Annotated in this window: 16 protein-coding genes; 4 read left to right on the top strand and 12 right to left on the bottom strand. The window is 34.7% G+C overall.

The features are described from left to right. Positions 1-80: 80 nt before the first annotated feature. The 12 genes from CD172_RS03355 to CD172_RS03300 all read right to left on the bottom strand — a co-directional run bounded on the left by CD172_RS03355 (position 81) and on the right by CD172_RS03300 (position 15417). Positions 81-1430, bottom strand: coding sequence for a glycosyltransferase (locus CD172_RS03355; RefSeq protein WP_103345487.1), 1350 nt, complete (start codon positions 1428-1430; stop codon positions 81-83). Positions 1431-1652: 222 nt separating this feature from the next. Beyond that, positions 1653-2561 carry an ABC transporter ATP-binding protein gene (locus CD172_RS03350; protein ID WP_037565987.1) on the bottom strand — a complete coding sequence of 303 codons (909 nt, stop codon included), beginning with the start codon at positions 2559-2561 and terminating at the stop codon, positions 1653-1655. Between the two features lie 18 nt (positions 2562-2579). Further along, a complete protein-coding gene (locus tag CD172_RS03345) occupies positions 2580-4583 on the bottom strand; it encodes a hypothetical protein (RefSeq protein ID WP_103345486.1) in 2004 nt (667 codons plus the stop codon). Further along, positions 4580-5299 (bottom strand): hypothetical protein, encoded by a 720-nt coding sequence (locus CD172_RS03340; protein ID WP_037565984.1) that lies wholly within the window; start codon positions 5297-5299, stop codon positions 4580-4582. The genes CD172_RS03345 and CD172_RS03340 overlap by 4 nt, the downstream gene beginning before the upstream one ends. A 15-nt stretch (positions 5300-5314) precedes the next feature. Next, the gene (locus CD172_RS03335; protein ID WP_103345485.1) at positions 5315-5674 is read right to left on the bottom strand and encodes a hypothetical protein; all 360 of its coding nucleotides are present in this window, start codon (positions 5672-5674) and stop codon (positions 5315-5317) included. Further along, entirely contained in the window at positions 5667-6803 is a 1137-nt protein-coding gene (locus CD172_RS03330) for a glycosyltransferase family 4 protein (RefSeq protein ID WP_060550779.1), read from the bottom strand. The genes CD172_RS03335 and CD172_RS03330 overlap by 8 nt, the downstream gene beginning before the upstream one ends. Further along, positions 6803-9358: a glycosyltransferase family 2 protein gene (locus CD172_RS03325; RefSeq protein WP_103345484.1), complete on the bottom strand. Its 2556-nt coding sequence runs from the start codon at positions 9356-9358 to the stop codon at positions 6803-6805. Before CD172_RS03325 ends, CD172_RS03330 begins: the two co-directional genes overlap by 1 nt. Next, positions 9355-9915: a hypothetical protein gene (locus CD172_RS03320; RefSeq protein WP_103345483.1), complete on the bottom strand. Its 561-nt coding sequence runs from the start codon at positions 9913-9915 to the stop codon at positions 9355-9357. Before CD172_RS03320 ends, CD172_RS03325 begins: the two co-directional genes overlap by 4 nt. Continuing rightward, the gene (locus CD172_RS03315; protein WP_103345482.1) at positions 9916-11109 is read right to left on the bottom strand and encodes a glycosyltransferase family 4 protein; all 1194 of its coding nucleotides are present in this window, start codon (positions 11107-11109) and stop codon (positions 9916-9918) included. A 20-nt stretch (positions 11110-11129) separates the two neighbouring features. Then, a complete protein-coding gene (locus CD172_RS03310) occupies positions 11130-11942 on the bottom strand; it encodes an ABC transporter permease (RefSeq protein ID WP_103345481.1) in 813 nt (270 codons plus the stop codon). A gap of 25 nt (positions 11943-11967) precedes the next feature. Beyond that, positions 11968-13233: a nucleotide sugar dehydrogenase gene (locus CD172_RS03305; RefSeq protein ID WP_103345480.1), complete on the bottom strand. Its 1266-nt coding sequence runs from the start codon at positions 13231-13233 to the stop codon at positions 11968-11970. A 540-nt stretch (positions 13234-13773) separates the two neighbouring features. Further along, positions 13774-15417 (bottom strand): phospho-sugar mutase, encoded by a 1644-nt coding sequence (locus tag CD172_RS03300; RefSeq protein ID WP_103345479.1) that lies wholly within the window; start codon positions 15415-15417, stop codon positions 13774-13776. A gap of 304 nt (positions 15418-15721) precedes the next feature. On the opposite strand from CD172_RS03300, the gene CD172_RS03295 reads away from it, so the two are divergent. The 4 genes from CD172_RS03295 (at position 15722) to CD172_RS03280 (ending at position 21905) form a co-directional block, all read left to right on the top strand. Next, the gene (locus tag CD172_RS03295; protein ID WP_103345478.1) at positions 15722-16942 is read left to right on the top strand and encodes an LCP family protein; all 1221 of its coding nucleotides are present in this window, start codon (positions 15722-15724) and stop codon (positions 16940-16942) included. 17 nt (positions 16943-16959) lie between these two features. Then, positions 16960-17430, top strand: a complete 471-nt coding sequence (locus tag CD172_RS03290; protein ID WP_103345477.1) for a DUF2538 family protein — start codon at positions 16960-16962, stop codon at positions 17428-17430. A gap of 210 nt (positions 17431-17640) precedes the next feature. Continuing rightward, positions 17641-18069: a GNAT family N-acetyltransferase gene (locus CD172_RS03285; RefSeq protein ID WP_103345476.1), complete on the top strand. Its 429-nt coding sequence runs from the start codon at positions 17641-17643 to the stop codon at positions 18067-18069. A 197-nt stretch (positions 18070-18266) separates the two neighbouring features. Continuing rightward, positions 18267-21905, top strand: coding sequence for an N-acetylmuramoyl-L-alanine amidase (locus tag CD172_RS03280; RefSeq protein ID WP_103345475.1), 3639 nt, complete (start codon positions 18267-18269; stop codon positions 21903-21905). Positions 21906-22180 lie beyond the last annotated feature (275 nt).

Here is a 22180-nt window from a genome sequence, read left to right as displayed (position 1 = left end):
GCCATCTCATTGTATTCGTTACACATTGAGATGGCTTTACTATTTCTTAACACGCTTTCTACATCAAGTTATATTACATCTTATGATTTTGCTTCTTCTCGACGTATTTGTTGTTTTAATTTGCCTAAAAATGTTGCTTTCATTTCGATACGTTCATAGAGTGCTAACAATTTTCCTTTTTCATTTTGCCAGTTATAAATCATTTTAGCTTTTTGCGTATTGGCTTTAACATGTTCATATAATGCTTGATTTGTAAGCAATTCATTGACTGCATATGCAATATTGTGATGGTCGTGTGCATCTATGGCAATGCCTACCTCTTGTTCATTGACGACTTTTGCGATTTCTGGGAAATCACAACTTACTACAGGCACATGTGCCATCATGTATTCAAATAATTTATTTGAGCTCGCTGAATAGTGATTAAAACACACATTTTGTAAAACTTGAAAACCTAAATACGCTTCTCTCGTAATACTAGGTAATTCTTGGAATGGTACTTTTTCAAGAAAGAAAATACGTTCTTTTTCAGATGATTGTTTCGCTTGTTCTTTTAATTGTGCTGTTAATTTGCCTGCACCTATAAAAACAAGTACCCCTTCTTTAATCAGAGGCATCGCATCAATAAGCTTTTCTAATCCTCTTCCTTGTTGTAATCCACCTTGGTAAAGTAAAATCTTCTCATTTTCTGAAAGCCCTAATTTCTGATGTAGATTCACTTTTGGTCGCGTATTAATATCATAGAGTTCCGAATAATTGTAAAGTGTTTGAGGATAAAAGCCATAAAGCTTTTCATTGTGCTTTGCACGCGTATGATTTTCAACCATCATTTCATCAACAAAGCGTAAAAGAAAACGTTCAATCATTTTAATTTTTCTTTTATCATACCCAGTACGATCGGATTGTACTTCATGACTATCATATACGAGTGGTTTAGGTTTCAAACGCAATTTTGCACATATAATGCCTTGCGGTAATGTGTTCAAATCATTCGAATGGTAGATATCCGCTTTAGTCATGTACCCTTTAACAATCATGCGTGCAATGATGGCACTATTAATAAAAATTTTTCTCGCTTTACGTTGTTTCATTACAATTGCGCTCGCTAAAAGCATAATCAGATAACTTGTTAAAACCATAACATTAACGAAATATAATCCTATTGCGATGGTTGAAGCAATCCCTCCTACTACAAGTATAAAGGGTTTTCCAAAATCAGAATATGCTTGAAGCAACGCCGGGTATCGTTTTACACGATGGACACGAAACCGCTCATTCATTTTTTCAAAAGCCTGAATGGCTGGATTTTTAGGATCATTGATGGCAATTAAATCCACATCATATCCCGTCTCTGCCAGCGTTGTACATTCACGATTGACACGGGCATCATTTGTAAAATGGTTCCAAACAAACATGCCTACTTTTTTCATATACACCCCTCCTATGTATCGATTTATATTCTGTCATTACTTATAAATTATGAAACATATCACTGTTCGATGTTTCATACGCATGCTCATCATTTAAATTCTATCAATAGTTTTTCGTGTGATAAGGCATTCATTGCACAGCATTAGTAATGATACATACAATTGCTGTATTCATCCCCTACCTACTAATCATTTCTAAACAATCGTAATTTTATAGGTTGCTTAACTTACAATCTGCCAAAATATCCCTGCAATAAATAAACCTAAACTCGCAAAAACAGGAATAAATGTAGTCCAATGTACTTTTTCTAATTGAGACTCATCAATGGTATCGCTGCGCTGTTGTTGTAAACGCAGCATTTTCTTTTTATATGCTAATTGACCTTGTTTATCGCGTGCTTTAAATCCACGAATTAATGTATTATAACGATTCACAACGTGGTTGACTTCACCATACTCAATCATTTCACCATAATGTATCCATATGGCTTTATCACACATATTTTTAATTTGCGCTGCTGAGTGTGAGACAAAAAATATTGTTTTACCTTGTTGTTGTAAATCTTTCATTTTTGAAATACATTTATTCGCAAATGTTTCATCCCCGACTGACAACGCTTCATCGACAATTAAAACATCTGGATTGGTATGAATCGCAATAGAAAATCCTAAACGTGCTTTCATACCGCTAGAATAACTTTTGATAGGTTGATAGATAAACTCATCTAACTCTGAAAACGCCACAATATCATCAAATACATCATTAATCTCTTTGGATGACATCCCATGCATTAAACATTTATATCGAATGTTTTCTTCACCTGTAAAATCATTTTTTAACCCTGCTGATATTGCAATAAGTGATGATTTCCCATTAATATCCACAGAGCCTCTTGAAGGCATTAACACTTCAGCAAGGATATTGGAAAGTGTCGATTTACCTGAACCATTCAAACCTATTAAGCCCACTGATGTCCCTTCTTCAACTTCAAAAGAAATATCATATAACGCATAATAAGGCTTCGGCTTATAAAAATATCCAAATGATAAGAGTGAAATGATTTTACTTAATTTATTGTTATTCAAATCATAAATTTTCGATACATGGTCTACTTTAACTTTGTACGTCATGTCATCACCTTGTTTATGTTATTTTTCCGAGTTAAAACGTGCTACATTGTTTTTTATACGATTAAACCCATCGATATAATGTTCAAAATCTTCCAGATGCGTACGTATGATATCTTCATCTTGATCCATAATACTCTTTTCTTCAGTAAATGCCCATATCGCTTTACCGCTTCCTTTATAGTCACTTAATTTTGAAGGAATGTACGGATTAATAGATTTAATGCCTTTAGTATGTGCATCAAATAATAATAGTCCATCTAAAAGTGTAGTAATGTTTAAGAATTCAAAATAACCGACTAAAGAATGTAAGACGATATAATCATTGAAATCACTGTTACGATGCAGTGCTTTGACATTTCCTTTCACATTTGTAAAACAATGAATTTTGAAATTCGTTTCACCTTTCGCTTCTAAATATTTACAAACTAATTCTATTTCGTTAAAACCACGTGTTTCATAAAAATTACCGAAATAGCCTAAATTAATGACATCTGGATCAACAGTGTAATGCGTCATTTCTTTACGATAGTCTGATTTTAAAGGGATAGGATGGCGTGAAATTACTGCTCTTTGACGAATAGAATGTTTTAACGTATCGTCAAAACGCGCAATCATATATTCTAATTGATTTTCGTTTGTAAAGATAAGTTCGTTTGCATCAGATAAAGCTAACAGTTCACATACATTGAACACATTATCATCAACCAACGCTTTAAGTTCTGGTTTAAGTTGAGATTTAATTGTCTCAATATACTGAGTATCCTCAATCGGCGCAAACCGCAAATCACTTGTCACTGTGGAATGCAGCGGATCTGAAAATTCCGCACGCCAAAATATATCTGGGTACTTTTGTTTGATTTCATAAGCTAAAAAGTGCGATTGTGGAAACATTGCACGTGAATATAAATGCTGATATGTTTTAGAGTTTTGTCGTAAAACCTCTAAGCCTTGTTCAACAAATCCGCTAATACTTTCCCAACTAGAGAATGCTTGCTTAGCTTCTAATTGGTAGTGACGATCAATAAGATGATGCGAGAGTGATGTTAATTTTTCATCCGTTTGACGTAGACGTGCCATATTGTTAGATATCACATCCACAATTTCGTTTTTATCACGAATACGCTTTGCCATCACGTTGCCACTCGTATCAATATATGGTGGGAAACAATAGGCAATTACTAACGTTTCTGCTTTATCTTTATTTAACAAATGATAATTAAATTGATCCATTGATTGATAGATATAGGCATAGAGTTTGTCGCGTGTCACTTTATCTTGCTGATCTAAATAATGACGGATACCTTCTATAAGTATATTCGCTTCAGGTTTTTGCATCACATTTGAATGCATCATCATCGTTTCATTATATATTGCTTTAATCGTTTCAAGTGCTTGGATGACATCGTTAGATGATTGTATTTTAGGCACTTTCTGCACCTCATTATGGTGCCCCTTAATCGCATAAGATACATGATACGTATGATTCACGACTTCATCGATATAATGACGCATATATTGATGTAGGCGATAATGTAAATTTAATTTTTTTATCATGTAGGTAGGATATATTTTTTGACTACCCGCACCATACACAACAGATTGTGCTAATTGTTCCGTTTTAATTCGCGTTTCAATGCGTGCGTCGTTTTTAAAATAAAAACAACAATGCGATTGATTAATACGTTGTGTCACAAATTTAAATGAGTATTGGAATGCCCTATCATCAAAATAGTAAAACACATGCTGTTCATCTTTTAATGGTGAACGTACAAACTCAGCCAACGCATCCTGTGTTTCAAAAACGACAATGACTTGCTCAAATTGGTCCACTATGGGTTGTAGAAATTGAATGTCGCATTCATCTAAAAACAATATATAACTGATACCTTTTTGAAAATGGTGTGGTTGAAATGATTGGATGGATTTCAATGCTTCATTAATGAACGTATGCGCTTGTCTACGTTTAGGTTTCTGCATTGCTTCTAATTGTTCGGGACTATATGTTTCTTCCTGCACATTCATCTTACTCTCACCCTTTTCAACATCAATTTGACTAATTTATATATATTGCGTTTATTGACTTTTTTCTTATAATACGCAATACGCTCCATATTATTAATGAAAATTTCATTGTCTAAATACTTTTTCTTGTATTTCCAAGCACTTCTTTTAAATTTATGTAATTCACGAAATGCATACTGCATACGTTTATGTGTTGCCAAATACGTTTGATAAAGATCGTCATAGTCGTTTTTAACTGTCAGTAACTCTTGCTTCAAACGCATATCATTCATCACTGGACGCTCACGTGCTTCTCTAAATTCTGATTTAAGTTGCTCATACAAATAGCGATTATGCTTATTGTCAAACGGGACGATATCATTGCCAAAAAATTCGATATGCAATGCGCCTTTACTGTAATAGTAAATATTAATTGTATAGTCATTTATAAGTTTTCCAATGATAGCTTCTACATGTTCAAATTGCACATGGAGGGATTGAAAAATGAGTTTAACTGTTACATGGCTTTTTAGATGATTTACAATTTCTTGATAAATCATCATTTGTACATGATTGATGGTTTCATCAAAATAAAAGTTAACCTTTTGTAAGTGTGGCATGTGATTGACAACGCGTTTTAATAGTTCGACATCATTTTCACTACTTTTAAACCACACATCTAATACTTTTTCCCCTTTTGATAAATGTTTAGAAATGATAAATTCATTATTGACCAAGTCGATCCTCCTCTCTTAAAAGACTTTTATCTCTTTGGTTTCCGCTACTTTTTGTGTGTTATTTTGTTGCACAAAAGCTTTAATTCTATATTTTCCTGGTTCTAATGACAGTTGAAATACATTTTGCGCTTGATACATTAATTTTTCTTCGGGAATCGATTGCCCTTTCTTATAAATGTATAATGCATATTTCATCTGTTCACCTGAACTACAAATGGTAATCGTAACCTTTCCTTCTTCAGTTTGATCCGCTATGATTTCATCAATTCTTAAAGTAGCTGGATTATGGTCTAATAAAATAGACGTCTCTAGCATTATGTCCTCTAGTTGACTCTCTAAATATTCATATGCTTTTTTATAATCAACATTAGTCATTTAAAATCACCTCTAACTCTTTTTGGATGACAATATCATTGCCAGTTAATGCTTGAATCTTAGAAGAAGCAGCGCGACTCATTTTTTTAAATTGTGTTGGATTTTCCACTAAATAAGTAATCGCTTCAACCATTTGGTCAACGTTATTGCGTTCAGCTAGAAATCCTGAAACACCATGTTCTACAAAATCTGGTATACCACCAATCGCATTTGAAATAGGTACTAAACCCGAACTCATTGCTTCATTGAGTGACACCCCTTGTGAATCATGTCGGCTCGGACCAAGGTAAATACCGTGATGTGCATGCAAGCCTGAAATTTCATGTTGCGGTACAAACATTTTATTTAAACTCACATTATTAAAATTCCGCAATGGCGCCGTCAACGTATCAAATAAAGGTCCATCGCCATACAGTGAGAATTGTAGTTTTTTAAACCATTTCTTTTGAGAAAGTTTTAAGATAACTTCCACCGTTAAATCGTTAGCATAGTTTTTAGCCGTATAAGGTCGAATCGATAAAATGTGAAAACGCGCATCCTCATTTTTCTCTTTATACGGAAACATATGCTTATCAATAATATTTGGTATTATTTTGTACGTTTGAGGTGAAACGCCTACAAATGGATCGACGTAATATTCTTTCAAACCTCTCGAAACATATACAAACTGAACATTCATATCTTGGCGTGTCATTAATTTTTCAAAAAATGCACGTTGATACGGATAATGTGCATCTTTTTTTCTTAATTGTTCATTTAGCGTTTTCGCGGATGCTAAATAATTGTAATATCTTGTGTACCAAGCTTCTGCCTCAAAACCATGTATCCATACTGCCACCTTAGGTTTGTGTTCTAGGCGTTCAATCGCTTGAAACATTTTATAATTAATAAAATGAAATAATAGTTTGTCATATTGGTTATATAATAGGTGGTTGTATAATTGTGCTTCATTCATATACATTATTTTCACACCATCATAATATTCATCACGTTTAATCTTAGTTGTAAAAACAACGATAGTGATATCTAAACCATGTTGTTGATACCCTTTCACTCTTCTATGAATAAAAGCATTAGCGTAAATTTTATCTTTGTTGGGATACGCATTTGTAACTAATAAATAACCCATCATTTAACCTCGCTTTGTAACTTTTTTATTGCTGATTTCAGTTCATCATCATCTGGTCGTTTCATTGAATCATATAAGTGATAAATATCTAAAAATGCTACTACCACTGGCTTGTCGACGTAAGATGCACGATTGATACGTGCGATATACCAATGTTTCATATAAAAATTAAAACGATATTGCATATACGTCTCTAAATAACCATGCTGTTTTAAAAATTTAATTTTTTCTATTTCTAGCTTGTAATACTTCTTAAAAAATGATGCTGAAATTGAATTTGTCATAGATTGTGCTATTGCTGCGTAATACGTATGAATGATTGCATCAACGACTTTTACTTTACGCGCAAAGTGCATCACATTAAGAAAAAATAATGAATCCTGGCCGAGTGCTCCTGCAACCATTTGAATGCCATGCTGACGAATAAATGACGTTCGTGCCACTAACGCTTGAATGCTTGCAGTCTTAAGTTTAGATTGCTTAAGTAATGTCACAGTATCCTGTGTCATATCCTGGTGCATCGTATTAACAAATTGTTGATAATATGCATGAACTCGCGTTTTCTCATTGTCTACTTTAATCATATTCCCTACCACGACGTCCAAATTATCATCTGCTTGAATCGCATCTAAAAGTTGGTTGATGCCCTCTCCAACCCACTCATTATCTGGATCGAGGAAAGTCATGTATGGCGCACGTGCATGGGTCATTCCAATGTTCCTTGGTGTTGAAGCACTGCCTGAAGCGGCTTCTAGAGTGACTACTTTAATATTGTCATACCATTTTTCATAACGTGCGATTGTATTTCGAGTCAAAAGATCTGTCGATCCATCATCCACTAAAATGACTTCAAATTGATGAAATTGGGGATTACGGATGATTGATCTTAATGCTTTATGTTCAAGATGCGCCCCATTATTATAAATAGGAACAATGACACTCAATACTGGTTCTGAATACGTTAATGATTTTGGCGCTTGGTTCAAAAACGTCATATCTTGTGCATAGCCTTCATGCATTGCTGTATCTCTTTTAAATAAAGTATGTGCTTTATGCTCATACTTTGAAACATATTGATTACCTTGTGATGATTTCGTAATAAATGATGTATTCGTGAATGCTAAAGGTAACACTAAGTTATCTAAATATTCTGGTTGATAATCTTGTGTTCCTTCAAAATATGTGTAAAATGGCGTTTTAACATCATCTATGTCATGAACACACACTTTATTTGGATAGTATTGTTGTGCAAACATTTGATGTGCACGTTTATCTTCAGCATCTATAATCACTGATATTTGCGGCCATTGCGTCGGTTTACAAGTGAGGTCACACCATTGTGCAATTTGTTTTAACCATTCAAATTGATTATAGTGTTTCACAACCTGGTGCTCACCAATTTTACGAGCGCGTTGTAATAATGCAGTGTCTAAATTTAAAGTGGCTGCCACATCTTTTTCATCAAAGATGATTTGTACTTGTGGCATCTCTGCATTGATAAATGTGTTGTAATTTGAAAATATAAAATTCGACATTCCTTGTAGTTCAAAAATACGATTGGCACACATTGTTGTTGAATATTTAATCGTATTAAGGTTAATCGCAAACGGATGTTTTTTATGCATCATCATAGTGTAATCATGTGATAATGGCGCAGCGATATTTGAAATAAATTCTGCCGGGAATTGGTATTTAAGTTGATTCAACCATAAGTTACGGTCGTAAATTGTTAAATCATAAGCACTCTTAAGAATACCATTAAAAATTACCCTGGCATCTTGATTGCGTTCAGTATACTTTTCAATCCATGAGCCGGCAAAAACAACCTCTTTTGTGTTTAATGACGATTCAATACCCACTGAATTATGTTGTCGTAGGTTAATCGGAAATTTCAAATGATACACACGTTGATGATTGACGTGTTTCTGGTATGTCGGTATTAACGCTGCTTCAGTCGTTACAATGACATCTGCCAATTGTGCATGCGGTAAAAACACATCAAAATTAACGGGATCTTCTTTATTGAAAAAGATCACAGGGATGTTTTTAGATTGATAATAATGAATGATTTTTTGTAATTCAGCAAACTTCTCTCTATTGGGATTGGTCACACCATCCCAATAACCATCTATGCCTTTCCAAGTTGAAGCGACAATAATTAAATCATAAGCGTCATCAATGAATTCATCATTTAAATATGTGAGATGACACACCCCTTTTAATGCATCGTATAAGAATGTGTCTGCTATAATACCTACTTTTAAATCTAACTTTTGATATAAATAAGCATCTAATTCCATATCTTGAGGTGTTTCAAATAAAGCTTCTCGTTGACCTTTACCGTATTGGTGAAAAGCTTGAATATAATCAATATACATGTTTAAAAATGAGGCGTTATTAATATCATAAATTGCCTTATCTGGACATTGATTCATGCTTTCTGAAATGTGTTTTAAAGTATTTAATTCTGCGTTATCATGAGTAATTGTTTCACGCGTCATTTGAAAAGGTTTAGGTTTACCAAACAAGATATCTTTAATTGTATTTAAGTTCATGAACGTCTCTCCCATAGTTTAATTTGGATACGTCCGAGCCTAGATTCTCTAAGTTTCAAATAACGATTCAATATTGTATCTTTCATTTCAATTAATTGCGCAATTTGACCTTGTTTTTTGATGTTATCTCCAAGCAGTTTTTTTACAGCTAGTTGTTGATGTTGGTTGTGTAATTGTTGCGTTATGTATAAATGTTTTGCAATGTATTTCCAATGACAATCTATATGTATGGGTGTCGTTGCTTTCGTTTTGCTATCAAAACGTACTGTAGGCTTTTCAAATTGAATAATCGTGAACTGGCTTAATTTAAAATCATAATCTTCAAATAGCATAAGAGAAACTGCAGATTTCGGCACGAAAATACGTTGTTCCTGAATATGGAGCGCAAGCGTATCATCGTGTTCATATAATACTTGGGCATAAGTCGGATGCTGATGTAATCGAATTTCGTCCTCCAATGCTTCATCTCTATATCCATTTAAAACCGGCGTATTGATATGAACGTAGCAGTGCGTATAAGACAATGATTCTAAAAAAGTTTTAATTTCAACATCCATTTAAACACCTCTTAATTTCCCAGTAAGTCTAGGAAAGTTATTTTCCCAAATGAACTGTTTATCTCTTAAGTTTTTAGTTTGAGAGATGATGTGATCTAATAACTCTGGATTCATTTTAATTTGCTCGATATAATCAATAATCTCTGTAGTAGAGGCTCCTGCTTTGGCAAAACCTAATTGTTGACTATTTATCAGTTCGCCTGTATAGCCACCTACATTACTTACCACTGGTGTACCAGAACAGATGCTATCTACGATTTTACCTGGCATCACATTCATAAACACGTCACTCGGCTCTAATATAGACAGAGAGACATGATGCTTTGAAATCACTTTTAAACACGCATCTCTTTTCATTGGCGGAACTAAATGAATTGTTGACAAATGCTCACGCTTAACAGCCTCTCTAAATACATCTGCTTGCACTCCGTAAATAATGGCTGTCATATGGATGCCTATTTCATTTAATCCACGCGCAATGTCGATCAATTGGTCAACATTTTGGGCATAGCCGATATTACCTGTATAAACTACAGAAAACATTGTTTCCTTAATCGGATTTAAGCATTCTGATTGAGATACAGCGTTCGGTAAATAGACCATTTCTCGATTTTCATTCAACATTGCATTGATATATGATTGAAAATACGGATTGTTGACAACAATTTCATCAGCTTGTTGATACATTTGTTTTTCTAACCATTTTAGTAAAGGGAGTAGAAATTTAACTTTTATTTTCTTCAAACATAAAAAACTATCCGGCCATAAATCTCGTATTTCTAAAAAATATTTTGCCTTTTTATTGCGTTTAAAAAAAAGTGTTGCCCATGCTAAGAAGATATTTGGGCTAGAGACATATACATTTGCATAGTCACCAAGTTTCCCAATATACATACGTACTTTTATCATAAGTTCAATATAATAAAATAGACGATGTACTAAGTCAGAATGTTGCTTTTGGCAATGCATGCGAATTCTGATAATACGGTACCCTTCTAATGCATTCAATTCTGAATCATCATAATAGGCATCATCTTCAAATAGTGCATGATTGGGATAGGAAGGTTCAGTCGTAACAATTAAAGGTTCATATCCAGCTTTTTCAAATTGTTTATATAGTTGTTTCATACGATTGGCTGCCGAACCCAATTCAGGATAAAAATTTTGACTGATTAATAAAATTTTACCTTTCATAATGAGTCCTTTCTTCCATATTATAGGAAATCTAATAAGCGATCTTTAAAACGATGGTGTACTAATGCACCTAAAGTTAAAACGAGTAACGTGAATGACCAATAATAAAAATGGTCAGCCGCTGTCCCATACAACATCGGGCTATGATGTACAAAAGCGCTTCTATATATTTCAACTAAATACGTAAATGGATTGAGTCGCGCTATCGTTTGTAATATAGGCTGAGCTGAACTAAGCCCCCAAAATATAGGCGTCATAAAAAAGCCTAGTCTCAAAACATTTTGAAGTACATTTTTTGTATCTCGTATCACTATAACTAACGAGCTCATCAAGAGTGAAATGCCAAAAATGGCAGGGAATGCCGCAATAATAAAATAAATAAAAAGACTATACTTCCAAAATGGCACATAACCATGTAATACCGATACTACAAATAAAATACTCGTCATAAAAAGTAGATTAAATAATGTATTGGTAAATGAAATAGATAACAACACAGACGATGGGAACTTCATCTTTGTAACGAGACTTAAATTGGATTGAATTGCATTTGCACCTGAATTAATACTTTGCGAAATAAATAACCACGGAAATAAACCAGATATTAAATGCACAATAAAGGGAGCGCCATCAACTAGGCGATCTCCCCCTCCTCTAAGCCCTAATCCAAAAATCAAATAATAGACTCCGACTTGCATCATCGGTTGTAAAATATTCCAAAAAACACCCAAGTAATGATTTGAGTATTGACTTTTCATATTATAGACAGCGAGTTGCAAAATTTGTTGCCAGTTTTCAATTTGTTCTCTTAGAATGATGATTAATGCTTTCACAATATAACCTACTATCTAAATAAACTTATGATTGTTGATCAAATTCATATAAGTTACCGTAATTGTAGTAACGAACGGATTCGAAGTCGTGTTGCATCACATTTTTCGTATCGAAAATAACTTTATCCTTCATAGATGAAAAGTCTTGATCCGTTAAATGTTTAAATTCTGAGTGATCACTAAGTACTAGAACTAATGAAGCATTTTGCACAGCTTTTTCAAAATCTTTTTCTACAAAATCTAATGCCACATGTGGATCGTATGTCACAACCTCTAAAGACGAATCTTGACGTAAAACTTCATAAATATCGAATGCCGGTGATTCACGTATATCATCGACGTCCCCTTTATACGTTAAACCAAATACAGCAATCTTTTTACCGTTTAGTTGGGCAAGCATGTGCTTTGTTTTTTCAACAACATAATTGGGCATAGAACGGTTCACTTTACGACCTGTTTGAATTAATGGTGAATGCTCAGGATCTTTAGCAATAATGAAATATGGATCAACCGCTAAACAATGTCCTCCTACCCCTGGTCCAGGTAAATGAATATTGACACGTGGATGCTTATTCGCCATCTCAATCACATCAAGCACATTGATGTTTAAATTATTGCTGATTTTAGCAAGCTCATTCGCTAACGCAATGTTTAAATCGCGATATGTGTTTTCCATTAACTTACTCATTTCAGCTGTACGCGCATCTGTTTCGATCATTTCACCTTTTACAAACGCACTATAAACACGCTTACCTGCCTCTATACATGCAGGTGTTATACCACCGATAATACGATTGTTATTGATTAATTCTTCGAGTATTTTCCCTGGTAATACGCGCTCTGGGCAATGCACGAGATATAAATCTTCCCCGATCGTAAAACCTTGTTGTTCTAGATATGGTTTTACGTAATCATCCATCGTGCGTGGTGCAATTGTTGATTCAACGATGACTGTATTCCCTTTCTTCAGGTATGGTACGATACTTTTTGTTGCGCTCATGACAATGGAAATATCACAAGATTCGTATTCATCATCATTATTTGGTGTTGGCACAGCGATGATAAATGCATCTGCTTCTTCAGGTGTGAGTGAGGCTTTAAATTTACCAGTAGCCAACACCTCCTCATAAGCTTCTTGTAGACCTGGCTCCTCTATATGAATATGACCATTATTTAAACTATTTACAGCTTTTTCATTAATATCAACACCAATAACATCTACACCATGTTTTGCGAACATAATAGATGTTGGTAACCCAATATAACCTAAACCGACAGTCGTTAATTTCATTTCATACACCTTCTTGTTTAATCAATATTATGCGTTAGACTTAAAAGATATTAAACCTATATTAATTCTTAATTAAATCCGACACGATTTCAATCCTAAAGCTAAATTCTACCTTAATTTTACACTAACTTACATTAAAATTAAATTTAAGTTAACATTTTTTACACTTTCTTAATAAATATCGTCGCCACTTTAAGTTGTCTATGCGTTTAAACACCTAAATGCGCACCAAAATAAATAATAAATAATTAAAATATAACCTTTCTAAATGTAATTATTTCAATTAAATACAAACAGCAATTAAAATACGGATGTACTTGTCTATTCACCTTCTACCCTTTTTTACTTTACTAATACTGGTATAAATAAAAAACTGTCAACAATAGTCGCAACTACGTTGACAGTTTTTTTATAAGCACATTCCTGCTCTAAATCTTTATACAGTGACGTCACATTCTTATAAGTGAACATCATTAGGTGACATACTGTATAACGTTAGAAGCTTGAATAGCTAGGGTTATATTCCCCATAAACGTCGCGTTATAAATACGTTTGTTTAAAGGTTTGAACGACTTGATCAAAATTGGCCACTTTAAGGGAAAAATAGATTTTCATTTTAGGTTCAGTACCTGATGGACGAAGCGCAATAAACCCTTCATCAAAAGTAAACCGAATCACATTTGATATAGGCAAAGTTATGTTTTGTTGTTGCCCCGTTTCAACATAAGTTGTTGTAGCCGTGCGATAATTTTCTATCGTCTTTATCTTTAAACCACATAAATGCGTATCATGATATTTACTAAAATGTGTCATCAGTGCACTAATTTTATCTTTACCTTCTTTTCCTTCATACACAGGTGAAAGGGTCATATCTTCAAAACGACCTACTTCTTTATAAATTTCTTGAAGTGCATCATAAAGTGTTCGACCTTCACGATATAACTCTTGTTTATACTTTACCAATAAAGGAATGCATTGAATGGCATCTTTATCTCTGGAAAAATCTTGAATTAAATAACCATGACTTTCTTCATAGGCTAACACCAATTGTTGATTGTGTGTAGCACGTTGATGAAGTTGGTCTGAGATATATTTAAATCCTGTTAAGACATTTATGCACTCTAAACCTAGCTTTTGTGCCAATGCCTCACTTGTTGCTCCTGTGACAATCGTTTTAACAACATATTTATGATCATGATTATGCATCAATTCTTGGGCACGCCACTTCATTAACATTAAGCCTATTTCATTGCCATTAAAAAAGTAATGTGAACCATCGTCATAGCGTTCAATCATTCCAAAACGGTCTGCATCAGGATCCGTGGCTACTATCAGTTTAGCATTGGCTTTTTCTGCACATTTTAATGCATGTTGAAACGCTATAGGGTCTTCAGGATTGGCAGTTTTACATGTAGGAAAACCGCCGTCAGGAATCGATTGTGCCTCATCAATTGAAAAATTTTCAAAACTTAAGCGTTTAAATATATGTGCAAGTATTGGTAGACTCGTCCCATGTAAACTTGATAACAGTACATGTGCACCGTGATCTTGAATACCTTGATAAAGCTTTGTTACATGCGAGATATAGTCTTCGGTAACCGATTGAGGTAAGTCACGAATGCGTCCTTTTTCTTTTAAAAGGTCTAAAGATTCAACACCAATATTTAAAGGTGAGTCAATAGCGTTAATATACGCGCTTAATAGTTCAGAGGCTTCTGGTAATAATTGGCCTCCGTCACGACCGTACACTTTAATGCCATTGTAATCACTAGGATTATGGCTTGCAGTAATCATAATACCTGCATCAGCATTTAAATGCCTTACTGCAAATGATAATTCAGGTGTTGATTTATAAGTTTTTGACACAATCACATATACCGACGCTGTTGCTAATACCTTAGCCATTTCTTTAGCAAAAGCTTCCGATAAATAGCGTGTATCATAATGAATTACGACTAAAGGTTCTACTAAATCACGTCGAAGGAAATGCGCTAAACCTAATGCCACTTTTCGTACTGTAAATTTGTTTAATCTACCTGGCCCTAGCCCAAATTTACTTCTAATGCCAGCAGTACCAAAAGTTAACGCATCTTCAAATGCGGCTTGACGTTCTTGCTCATTTTGCTGGTCATAGAAGCTTTTAACGAAACTTTCTTCTAAACGTGACATCCATTGTGCCTTCAAAATGTGCACCATCCTTAATTTATAATTTAATAAACTACAACATCATTATTATACATGATGGAGAAATGTGTTGTGAAACAATCCTCTATATTTAATTAACTTTAACCCCCGGAACATGCGATGCTACATTTCACACTCGAGATACTCATACGATTTGAGTTCAGGTGTACCGCACTCATAAACATAGAATGATGTAAACGCTTATTTTATCACAATTGTGTTAAAATCATTGAAAGACTGTTATATTTTCCTATACAATAAGGAATCATAGAGATAAAATACACTTTTATAGGAGCAACTTACAATGAATAAAGTTTTCAAATACGTACTGTATTTGCTAGTGCTTATACTCGTAATTGTTCCTGCAATATTTGCTTTTATTTTATTTAATTCGTCAAGAGATGCTTTTGACGATTCTTTTTCGCAAAAAGATAGAAGAGAATCTGTAATGCGTCAACATAAAGTCAATCCATCTAAAGAACCTGTATCCATACTATTTTTAGGTATTGATGATAGTGATGCACGTAGAGAGAATGGACAAAGTGTCGAACAGTCACGAACGGATGCAATGATTTTATCAACATTAAATCCTGATAAAAATCAAATTCGTTTGTTAAGTATTCCTCGTGACACTTTAAGCTACATTCCAAAAGTAGGCTATTACGACAAAATAACGCATGCACATGCCTACGGTGGGCCAGAATCATCTATGGACACTGTTGAAAAAGCATTAAACATTCCTGTCGATTATTATGTACGAATCAATATGGATGCTTTTGCTGAAACTGTCGACGAACTCGGCGGCATAGAATACGATGTTCCATATGATCTTAATGAGCCAAACCGAACAGATCAAGGTCGAATTAAAATAAAAAAAGGGAAACAAGTTTTGAACGGAGAAGAAGTTCTTGCTGTGACGCGAACACGTAAACAAGATTCAGATTTAAAACGTGGCCAACGTCAAATGGAAGTTTTAAAAATATTATTCCGAAAAGCACAAGAGACACAATCTCTTCATAAACTAGATGATATCATTAAAATTGTAGGAAACAATTCTCAACATAACTTATCGTATGATGAAATACGTGCACTCGCAACCAACTATCTTGTTAGTGATACTGAAATTAAAACAGAACAGTTAAAAGGTGAAAATGAACTTTTAAATGGTATCTATTATATTAATCCTGATATTGATGCATTAATTAAAACAGCGAATCGATTACGTAGCGATTTAGGTTTAGAACCTATAAAAGATCATCAACAGTTTCTAATAGAACGCGTGAAACGTGCTTTTGGTGAAATCCCACCCCTTCTTAACATTGATGATCATTTATTGAACCCAAACACTAAGAAAAATGCAGAGGAGTCAAATTCACCGCAGCAAAGTGATGTTTCGCAAAATCCTGGATCTTCTGAAACACCACCTGCTCAAAACCAACAAGACGCTCAAGCCCCTGTTCAAGACCAAACATATACGCAAGACAATGCTCATGTCCAAGACCCTAATACGCAATCCGTATACTAATAAAGGAGGTATCCAACATGTCGCGACACACATATGAAAAAATCAATCAAATTAATGGAATGTTTACAATGTTGGAGCAACAAATCATCCATAGTAAAGATATGGCGCATTTTCGCTCTGAACTCTTTTATGTAAACCATGCCCACCGTGAAAATTATGAAGCCCTCCTCGTTTATTATTCAGATAGCGAAGTGAATCTGGTTATTAATGCGGCTTGTTATATTGTTGCATTACCTGAAATTTTCGACGCCATCGATGTGTTTGATTCACCACTTCCATTTTCATGGGTGTATAATGAAAATGGTTTAACACCAGAAATGCAAAATTTAAGTGTTCCTATCCAATATCTGGTTGCTGCTGCTTTAGAAGTAACGGATGTAAATATTTTCAAGCCTTCAGGATATACAATGGGAATGAACAACTGGAATCTCGTTCAAATGCGTATTTTTTGGCAATACACTGCTTTAGTAAGACAAAACGCAGAGTAATCAATGTAATAAAATCCATTATTTTTAAACATGATGACATGCACTAAAATGTAGCATTATCAATTCAAATTTTACGCTACTCCAGTGTATATAATGTTTCAATATGACTAAGAGTTTGTATGCTTTTAATGCTACAAGCTCTTTTTTAGTATATTGAAATCATTGTATAAATATTTTAATGTAAAGAAAAATACTATAGGAGTGATTTAATTGATAAAAAAAGTGGAAAGTGATAAGGAGTACCGTGATGTATTATCAATTCGAATGACTGTGTTTGTTGATGAGCAGAACGTTCCTAAAGAGGAGGAGATAGATGAATTTGAGCAAACTGCAACGCATTTTATTGCATATGATGACAATGGCAAAGCCCTAGCTACTGCAAGATATCGCATTGTCGATTCAATAGTTAAAGTAGAAAGGGTTGCCGTTTTAAAAGAAGCACGCGGATTGGGATTAGGCAGACAACTAATGTTATTTCTTGAAAAACATGCGGTAAATCAAGGCTACACGCATTTCAAGTTAGGGGCGCAAACACACGCCATTCCATTCTATGAGACTTTAGGGTATGCGGCTTATGGCGATCAATTTTTAGATGGTGGCATTCCTCATTATTTCATGAAAAAGCAAGTTAAATCATAAAAATTAATAATCCTGTAATATTTCTATCAACAATTCGCTAAAAATGAAATATAAAAATGTTTGAATCTAATGTATCTCGTGAAACGATTATTAAAATTAAATTACAATACAATTAAAAACACCATTTGTGAGTTGGGACACTATATAATGATATCAATCAACTTTATACTATCTTACAGATAAAAAGGGGTAATGAAATGGTAAAAAAAATTGGGTATAAAACACCTTCTATTATTGCACTGACGATTGCAGGAACAGCAATTTCAGCACATCATGCTGACGCAGCAGAAAATACGACGCAACCAACACAACCTACACCTAACAAGGTTATTGACAGTCAAAAAGCGTTACAACAAGCTGAAAAAGCCAAAGCTGCTACAACGTCTCAACAAACTACTGTTTCTGGCACTAAAGCATATCAAGACCCAACTAAAGTTTCAACAAACAGCACAACATCAACTACTCCAACGCAATCAAAACAAGTAACTTCGACTGCAGCAAAAGCATCAACTCAAACATCGACTGCTCAACCTAAATCAGACAGTCATATTCAATTACACAACGAGGCGCAAGTCTCACCAGAAGCTTATGCACAAGCTAATCGCACAACTGCAACACAATCTACTGCGCAAACGAATACGACACAATCTACACAAGCATCTGCGCAAACGCAACACACACAGTCTTCACAAGTATCATCACAAAACAACACGAACACATCACAATCATTATCAGCACAACCAAAAACTTATTCTGTTCAAACAAACACTACGGATATTAATGCCAACCCAAACGGACCTACCCCTCCAAGAATTGGTGGTAAAGGCGGTCCAGCGACATTATCATTAAATTCGAATGCGACATCGGGTACTACAGCGTTGCGTGCTAATGCGGCAGCTGCGTATAAACCTAAAGTAGCGTCAAAAATAAATGATTATATTCGTAAACAAAATTATACTGTTCCAAAATATGAAGAAGATTTTTCAAGTTATTTCCCTAAATATGGCTATCGCAATGGTGTAGGTAAACCTGAAGGTATTGTTGTACATGACACAGCGAACCCTAATTCTACAATTGAGGGTGAAATCAGTTATATGAAACGTAACTACCAAAGTGCTTTCGTACACGGTTTCATCAATGATCAACGTATCATTGAAACACAACCTACTGATTACCTTTCTTGGGGAGCAGGTCCTAATGCGAATGAACGTTTTATCAATATTGAACTTGTTCACGTATATGGATATGACAAATTTGCGCGTCAAATGAATAACTTTGCTGATTACGCAGCTACAAACCTTCAATATTATAATTTACGTCCAGATAGTGCTGAATATGATGGTCAAGGAACTGTATGGACACATGATGCAGTATCAAGATTCTTAGGTGGAACGGACCATACAGACCCACATGGCTATTTAGCTTCACGAGGCTATTCATATAATGAGTTGTATGATTTAATCAATGAAAAATATATGATTAAAATGGGATTAGCTTCTCCAGCATACACACCAGGTGGTTCTACACCTTCTACTCCGTCAACGCCGGACACTAAACCGTCTTCACCATTATCGGTAACTAATGATACTGGTGTCGGCCGTATTAACACATCTAATAGTGGTTTATACACAACGGTATATGATAATGCTGGAAAGAAAACTTCCGCAACAAATCAAACATTGAATGTAACTAAAAAAGCTTCATTAAACGGTAATAATTTTTACCTTGTTTCTGACTATAATACAGGTACTCATTTAGGTTGGGTGAAGCAAACGGACGTTGATTACCGTACAAGTCAACCTGCTGTTAAAATCAGTAAAAACTTTACGATTCCTACTGGTACAACACTCTATAGTGTGCCTTGGGGTACAAGTGCACAAGTGGCTGGTGCTGTAAAAGGTACAGGCGCGCAAGCCTTTAAAGCTACACAACAAAAACAAATTGCCAATGCAATTTATATTTATGGTACAGCAAATAACGTTTCGGGTTGGGTAAACCAAAGCGTACTTTCGTTACCATCTAACACAAATCAATTAAAAGTAACTGCTGACACTGGTGTTGGCCGCATCAACGCAAAAAATAATGGACTGTATGCTTCAGTATATGATGCATCAGGTAAGAAAACTTCCGCAACAAACCAAACATTGAATGTAACTAAAAAAGCTTCACTAAATGGTGAACAGTTCTACCTTGTTTCGGATTACAATAATGGCACTAACATTGGTTGGGTGAAACAATCAGACGTCGATTACCGTACAAGTCAACCTGCTGTTAAAATCAGTAAAAACTTTACAATTCCAGCTGGTACAACACTCTATAGTGTACCTTGGGGTACAAGTGTACAAGTGGCTGGCGCTGTAAAAGGTACAGGTGCACAAGCATTTAAAGCTACGCAACAAATCGTACAAGCTGTATCTCAGATTGGTCAATTAAAACCAACTAACTCAGGTGTTAGAGCTACGATTTATGACCAAACTGGTAAAGACGCTTCAAGTCACGCTGATCGCACATACAAAATCACTAAAACAGCTTCAGCGAACAATCAAAATTTCGTGCTATTACAAAATGCGAATAATACACCGTTAGGTTGGTTCAAAACAGAAGATGTGTTGTCACGTCAATTAGGTAAAGAAGTACCTGCTGCTGGTCAATATGTTGTGAACACGAATGCTACAGGTTTATATGCAATGCCTTGGGGTACTGCAAAGCAACGCATTGATACACTTAAAGCATTAACAAATCGTACATTTAATGCAACTAAATCTGTACTTGTTGGTAAAGACACGTATCTATTTGGTAACATTAATCAAAAAATGGGTTGGATCAATAAAAACGAATTAACTGCAAAAGCAGTTGCACAACCAAAACCTACGCCAACACAAATTAAGACGTTAACGAAGCCAGTCGACTATGTCGTATATAATCGTAACGGGCAATACTTCACAAATGTTGGCGATGCTAAAGCTAAAGGATATTTATCAAGCTATTATGAAAGTCTATTCAATGTTCAACGTTCAGCACTCGTTAATGGTGTGACTTGGTATTATGGTCAATTTAATGATGGTACACGTGCGTGGATCAAATCAGCTGACTTACGTTCACAATTAACACGTTACATCAATTCACCATATACATTTAATCAAGCAGTTGATATTCAGTCTAACCTTTCATATAAACCACAAATCCAAAGAGTGCCTGGTCAATGGGTGGATGCAACGCGCGCAGAAGTAGCAAACGCAATGAATCCATCTACAATTGAAAAAGACCCAACTCAAAAATATCAATTCCTTAAATTGGATAAATACCAAGGTTTAGATGCTGCACAACTTAACAAACTGTTAGTAGGTAAAGGCATCTTAGCTGGACAAGGTCAAGCATTCAAACAAGCTGCTCAAGCAAATAACATCAATGAAATTTACCTCATCTCTCATGCTTTACTTGAAACGGGTAATGGTACATCTACCCTTGCTAACGGTGGCTATGTTGATGCAAACAATAAAGTAGTAACAAATTCTACACGTAAGTTTTACAATATGTTTGGTATCGGTGCTGTAGATACAGATGCGATTCGCGGTGGCTTTAAAACTGCGGAAGCTTACGGTTGGAATACTGTAAGTAAAGCAATAGTCGGCGGTGCAAGCTTCATCAAAAACCGTTATATCGGTATTGGTCAAAATACGCTTTACCGCATGAGATGGAATCCTGAAAATCCAGGTACGCACCAATATGCTACAGATATTAATTGGGCACATCATAATGCTGCGCGTATGAAACAATTCTACGATGCAGTTGGTGCTGCTGGTAAATATTTCGATGTAGACCGTTATAAAAAATAACAGCCTATCAATTCTTAAGGGTCAGGACATATATTGTTCTGGCCCTTTTTATAATGCCTTCCTCATAGATTAAACGGAATGTCATCTTTACTATCACAGATTTCGAATAGCACTGATATTGCCCCTATTTCAAAATGTTGATAATAGTGACTGAAGTCATCAGTAACCTCAATCAAGACTATTAAAATGATAGTAATGGCATTAAAGTTTAAAAATACTTTTATCTGATTACTAAAAGTGATTTATATTTGTATTTTCTTATTAATAAAGTGGGT

It is taken from the genome of Staphylococcus agnetis (assembly GCF_002901865.1).
Lineage (GTDB): Bacteria > Bacillota > Bacilli > Staphylococcales > Staphylococcaceae > Staphylococcus > Staphylococcus agnetis.
Note: the sequence above shows the minus strand (reverse complement) of the source record. Positions and strands in the feature narration are given on the sequence as shown.

Bases quoted from the DNA above. Each gene is read 5' to 3' on its own strand.
- CD172_RS03325 (WP_103345484.1), bottom strand. From the start codon at position 9,358: ATGAACTTAAATACAATTAAAGATATCTTGTTTGGTAAACCTAAACCT.
- CD172_RS03335 (WP_103345485.1), bottom strand. From the start codon at position 5,674: ATGACTAATGTTGATTATAAAAAAGCATATGAATATTTAGAGAGTCAA.
- CD172_RS03355 (WP_103345487.1), bottom strand. From the start codon at position 1,430: ATGAAAAAAGTAGGCATGTTTGTTTGGAACCATTTTACAAATGATGCC.
- CD172_RS03280 (WP_103345475.1), top strand. From the start codon at position 18,267: ATGGTAAAAAAAATTGGGTATAAAACACCTTCTATTATTGCACTGACG.
- CD172_RS03305 (WP_103345480.1), bottom strand. From the start codon at position 13,233: ATGAAATTAACGACTGTCGGTTTAGGTTATATTGGGTTACCAACATCT.
- CD172_RS03290 (WP_103345477.1), top strand. From the start codon at position 16,960: ATGTCGCGACACACATATGAAAAAATCAATCAAATTAATGGAATGTTT.
- CD172_RS03330 (WP_060550779.1), bottom strand. From the start codon at position 6,803: ATGGGTTATTTATTAGTTACAAATGCGTATCCCAACAAAGATAAAATT.
- CD172_RS03350 (WP_037565987.1), bottom strand. From the start codon at position 2,561: ATGACGTACAAAGTTAAAGTAGACCATGTATCGAAAATTTATGATTTG.
- CD172_RS03295 (WP_103345478.1), top strand. From the start codon at position 15,722: ATGAATAAAGTTTTCAAATACGTACTGTATTTGCTAGTGCTTATACTC.
- CD172_RS03315 (WP_103345482.1), bottom strand. From the start codon at position 11,109: ATGAAAGGTAAAATTTTATTAATCAGTCAAAATTTTTATCCTGAATTG.
- CD172_RS03345 (WP_103345486.1), bottom strand. From the start codon at position 4,583: ATGAATGTGCAGGAAGAAACATATAGTCCCGAACAATTAGAAGCAATG.
- CD172_RS03320 (WP_103345483.1), bottom strand. From the start codon at position 9,915: ATGGATGTTGAAATTAAAACTTTTTTAGAATCATTGTCTTATACGCAC.